The organism is Acinetobacter sp. 1000160, assembly GCF_000588715.1.
Classification (GTDB): domain Bacteria; phylum Pseudomonadota; class Gammaproteobacteria; order Pseudomonadales; family Moraxellaceae; genus Acinetobacter; species Acinetobacter courvalinii.
In genome coordinates this window covers 1-2,146 of record NZ_JFWP02000019.1, presented here as the reverse complement: position 1 = coordinate 2,146, position 2,146 = coordinate 1, and the positions used below count along the sequence as shown (strand labels likewise).

The following is a 2,146-nucleotide window of genomic DNA, read 5'->3' as shown; positions in this document are numbered from 1 at the left end:
ACTTTATTACCTGCATTGATGCCGTCTTTAGTGATGCTTGCACCATCTTTGATGGTTAAACCGTTGTTGTTCAATACGCTGTCGCCAGTGGTGATGCTGTCAAACTTCGCATCTTTCAACAATTCGATCTTGATGCCATCTGCCGTTGTACGGGTAATGACATTTTCACCGCTAGTCTTGTCTTCTGCTGTTGCAGCATCCGCTCCACCTACGATGTTGAGCTTGTCACCCAACTTACGATGAACGTCTTTACCTGCATTGCCAGCAAAGTTGAGACCTTTATTGGTTAGGTCATTGACACCATTGGTCACCTTGTCATCGACTGACTTGATCGCATCATTGATGTTGTTTTTACCTGTGCCACCAATGTTATTCGTGGTAATGCTACCATCCGGATTCACCGTGGTGTTACCACCGATGCTGTTCTTGATGCTGTCAGAAATATGCTTGATCTGACCGCCATTCACGGCATCTTTAGAGCCATTGGCAATTGAACCATCAGCAACATTGGTAATGACTTTATTACCTGCATTGATGCCATCTTTAGTGATGCTTGGGCCATCTTTGATGGTTAAGCCATTGTTGTTCAATACGCTGTCGCCAGTCGTTACGCTGTCTAAGGTCAGGTCTTTCTTTGTCGATACTTCGTAGTTGGTACTGCCATCTTTATTGGTCGTTTCTTTAACAACAATGTTGTCGCCTTCAGTCACTGTGGTTTTCGCTTTGGTTGCTGCGTCTTTCACATTGCTGATTGCATCATTGATGTTGTTTTTACCTGTACCACCAATGTTATTCGTCGTGATGCTACCGTCCGGATTCACCGTGGTGTTACCACCGATGCTGTTCTTGATGCTGTCAGAAATATGCTTGATCTGACCGCCATTCACGGCATCTTTAGAACCATTGGCAATTGAACCGTCAGCAACGTTAGTAATAACTTTATTACCTGCATTGATGCCATCTTTAGTGATGCTTGGACCATCTTTGATGGTCAAGCCATTGTTGTTCAATACGCTGTCGCCAGTGGTGATGCTGTCGAACTTCGCATCTTTCAACAACTCGATCTTGATGCCATCTGCTGTGGTACGGGTAATGACATTTCCACCGCTGGTCTTGTCTTCTGCTGTTGCAGCATCAGCACCGCCCACGATATTGAGCTTGTCACCCAAATTACGGTGAACGTCTGCACCTGCATTACCAGCAAAGTTCAAGCCCTTGTTTTGCAACTCGGTCTTGGTGTTGTCAATCTTGCTGTTTAGCTCAGTCTTGGTGTTATTGATCGTGTTATTTAACTCAGTTTTAGTATCAGTAATCTTGTTATCCAGACCATCTTTGGTTTTGGTTAACTGGTCAACATTGACTGCATCTTTACCATTTACGCCGTCAGCAACGTTAGTAATAACTTTATTACCTGCATTGATGCCGTCTTTAGTGATGCTTGCACCATCTTTGATGGTTAAACCGTTGTTGTTCAATACGCTGTCGCCAGTGGTGATGCTGTCGAACTTCGCATCTTTCAACAATTCGATCTTGATGCCATCTGCCGTTGTACGGGTAATGACATTTTCACCGCTAGTCTTGTCTTCTGCTGTTGCAGCATCCGCTCCACCTACGATGTTGAGCTTGTCACCCAACTTACGATGAACGTCTTTACCTGCATTGCCAGCAAAGTTGAGACCTTTATTGGTTAGGTCATTGACACCATTGGTCACCTTGTCATCGACTGACTTGATCGCATCATTGATGTTGTTTTTACCTGTGCCACCAATGTTATTCGTGGTAATGCTACCATCCGGATTCACCGTGGTGTTACCACCGATGCTGTTCTTGATGCTGTCAGAAATATGCTTGATCTGACCGCCATTCACGGCATCTTTAGAGCCATTGGCAATTGAACCATCAGCAACATTGGTAATGACTTTATTACCTGCATTGATGCCATCTTTAGTGATGCTTGGGCCATCTTTGATGGTTAAGCCATTGTTGTTCAATACGCTGTCGCCAGTCGTTACGCTGTCTAAGGTCAGGTCTTTCTTTGTCGATACTTCGTAGTTGGTACTGCCATCTTTATTGGTCGTTTCTTTAACAACAATGTTGTCGCCTTCAGTCACTGTGGTTTTCGCTTTGGTTGCTGCGTCTTTCACAT

1 pseudogene is annotated in these 2,146 nt (G+C 44.5%); it reads right to left on the bottom strand.

Annotated features, from left to right (window positions below):
* Nucleotides 1-2,144 (bottom strand): annotated as a pseudogene (locus J699_RS00215) (cell surface protein); the annotation flags it as partial.
* Between the last annotated feature and the right edge of the window lie 2 nt (nucleotides 2,145-2,146).